2 protein-coding genes and 1 pseudogene are annotated in these 2,778 nt (G+C 77.0%); 1 reads left to right on the top strand and 2 read right to left on the bottom strand.

The annotated features are described in order from the left end of the window. Together AOK15_RS39530 and AOK15_RS39525 are read right to left on the bottom strand one after the other, a co-directional pair. The coding region (locus AOK15_RS39530; protein ID WP_055523872.1) for an ABC transporter permease subunit at nucleotides 1-1,954 on the bottom strand (1,954 nt) is incomplete at its 3' end. Then, nucleotides 1,954-2,451, bottom strand: a complete 498-nt coding sequence (locus AOK15_RS39525; RefSeq protein ID WP_055523869.1) for a hypothetical protein — start codon at nucleotides 2,449-2,451, stop codon at nucleotides 1,954-1,956. The genes AOK15_RS39525 and AOK15_RS39530, both read right to left, overlap by 1 nt. Nucleotides 2,452-2,496: 45 nt before the next feature. Between AOK15_RS39525 and AOK15_RS46285 the strand changes: the two are divergent. Then, nucleotides 2,497-2,778 (top strand): annotated as a pseudogene (locus AOK15_RS46285) (hypothetical protein); the annotation flags it as partial.

Below are 2,778 nucleotides of genomic sequence, written 5' to 3'. Positions count from 1 at the left end.
TGGTGTGGGGTGTCGGTCGGGCTGCTTCCGGTGGTGCGGTGGTGTGGGACGCAGGGCGCCCGTTCCCTGGCGCGGCCCGCAGTCCGGCCCGTACCCGGGCCCCCAGCGGTGTCGGTGTGAGGCTCCGCTCCGGGCGCAGGCGGGCCAGGGCCGTGCGGGCCGCCTCGTAGGGGCCGGCGGGGAAGCGGCCGATCAGGGCGGCCAGGACGCCGATCACCGCGGCGGCGACTCCGCCCCGCGTGCCCGCGTCCAGACCGACGAGCAGGGCGGCGGCCGCGAGCGCGCCGAGCGTGCTGTCGGCGCCGAGGACGACGATCGCGGCGAACCACAGGAGACCGCGGACGGGGTCGAACGCGGCGGGGTCGAAGGCGCGGACGCCCATCGCGAGCATGCCGCCGCCGAGGGCGGCGAGGGCGGCGCCCGCGACGAAGGCCGCCAGCTTGAGGGAGGGGACCGGGACGCCTGCCGCCGCGGCCCCGGCCTCGTCGTCCCGCATCGCGGCGAGGGCCCGGCCGGTGCGGCCCCGGCGCAGCGCGTGCGTGGCGAGGAGCGCGCACGCGAGGAGGCCCAGCTCCACGACGTAGTACGCGCGGTCTCCGTCGAGGCCCGCCGGGCGGCCCAGGGTCAGACCGGACGTCGCGTACGGCTGGGCGAAGACGAAGCGGCTCACCCCGACGCCGACCGCGAAGGTCGCCAGCGCCAGGGCCAGACCGTGGCGGCCGATGGCGGGCCAGCCGGTCAGCAGGCCCAGCGGAGCGACCAGCAGGACGGCCATCAGGAGGGCGGCCGGTTCGGGCAGGGACGGCAGCAGCGGGAAGCGGCCCGCCGCCAGCAGCGCCGTGAACAGGGCGCCCAGGCCCGCGTACGCCGCCTGCCCCAGGGAGATCTGGCCGCCCCGGCCCGTCACCACGACCAGGGACAGCAGGATCACGCCCAGCGCCGGGACCTGGACGGAGGTGTGCAGGTCGCGGCCCGCGAAGCCGAGGGGGATCAGGAAGAGGAGCACCGCCACGATCCAGGCCCCGGCAGGTGTTCGGGCCGGGGCGGTCGCCGGGCGCGGCAGCGCGTCGCGGGTGCCGACGCCGGGCAGGACCAGGGCGGCGACGAGCAGTGCCACGACGAAGAGGTTGGCGCCCACGGCCTGGATCAGGGGCTCCGCCCGCCCCGACGGGTGGAACCGGGTCAGCTGGCTCTGCGCGACGCCGATGCCCAGCGCCACCAGCACCGCCACCGGCAGGCTCCGCATCCGGGCGGCGACCGCGACGGCCACCACCTCCATCACCAGCAGCGGCATGCCGTACGGGTCGAGGCGTACGTAGGGGGCGAGCAGCACGCCCGTCAGACCGGCCGTGAACGAGCCGAACGCCCAGCCCGCGGCGGCGACCCGGTCCGCATCGATCCCGCCGAGGACGGCGAGGGACCGGTCGTCCACGACCGCTCTCAGCTCCCGCCCGAAACGCGTCCAGCGCCGCGGGGCCCGGCGCCCGCCGGAAGGGCGCAGTACCGCGCCCACCACCGCCGCGACAGCCACGGCCACCCCCAGTTGCCCCCACGGGTCGGCCGCCACCAGCGTCGGCGTGTCGTCCCGCGCCCCCTGGCCCCACAGCAGCGCGGCCCCGCCGACGAGCAGCACGAACACGCCGATGGAGGCCACCAGGGTCTGCGCCGGGTCACCGCCGAGCACGGCGAGCGGGCGGAACACGAAACGCTCCAGGGCGAGGCCGATCGCCGGGGCCACCACCAGCAGGGTCACCACGGCGGACGGCCACAGGGGCCAGTGCCACTCGACGGTGAACTGGCGGAGCAGATACGCGCAGAGCATGGCGATCGCCCCGTGCGCGAAGTTGAGCACCCCGGTGGCCCGGTACGTCACGACGAGGCCGATCCCGGTCAGGGCGGCCGCGCCGCCGACCGACAGACCGGCCAGGGTGAGGTCGTACGTCAAAGACGCCATCAGCCCTCCGGTGGGCCGGCCGGGTCGTCGCGTCCGGGCGGGTCGCAGACGGGGCACGGGCGCAGTCCGCTCCCGGACAGCGCCCCCGCGTCCACGGGCACCGCGTCGGCCTTCCCGGCGGCCAGCGGGCAGTCCGCCCGGTGCCAGAGGGTGCCGCCGGGCACGCGGAGCAGCTCGTCGCTGGTGGCGAGGGGCGTGGCCGCCGCCCGCCCGGAGGCGTCGGCGTCGGCGGGCTCGGCGGCGATCAGGAGGCCGTACAGCTCCTCGACCCGGGGCGCGGCCAGGGCGTCCCGTGCGTGGGCGAGGAGGACCGCGCCCGCGACGATCAGGGCAGCGCCGGGGACGGTGCAGGAGGCGAGGTACGGCAGCTGGCGTTCGGCGAAGCGCTCGCCGGAGACGCCGTACCAGCCGACGGCACAGAGCACCGCGCCGCCGGCGAGCGCGGCCCAGCCGGCCCAGAGGACGGGGTGCGCGGTCCGTGGAAGGGGTGTCCGCATCCGGGGCTCCCACACGTCGTGTCTGACGGGTTCTCAGATATGCCGATGGAGTTGCACTATGCCTTGTGCGAGCTGACCCTGAAAGAACCGGGCGCCTACCGCCCGGACCGACACCCGGTGGTGAGCCAGATGGTTCTCGGGAGCGACCTCAGGCGGGGGAACGTACGGCGGGGCCGCGGCCCCGGGGGAAGCGGGAGGGCCACGGCGCTGGCCGCCGCGCTGGCCCTCTTCCTCGCTCCGGCGCTCGGGGCGTGCAGCGAGGACAGGGGCGGGGGCGGCGCAGCGCCAACGCCCACCCCCACGGTGGAGAGGACGACGGGCGCGCCG

The organism is Streptomyces ossamyceticus (genome assembly GCF_001418475.1).
Classification (GTDB): domain Bacteria; phylum Actinomycetota; class Actinomycetes; order Streptomycetales; family Streptomycetaceae; genus Streptomyces; species Streptomyces ossamyceticus.
The sequence above is the reverse complement of the archived record's forward strand: the minus strand, read 5'-3'. Positions and strand labels throughout refer to the sequence as shown.

What these genes read in the sequence shown, in the direction of transcription:
- AOK15_RS39525 (WP_055523869.1), bottom strand. Translation starts at nt 2,451, where the DNA reads ATGCGGACACCCCTTCCACGGACCGCGCACCCCGTCCTCTGGGCCGGC.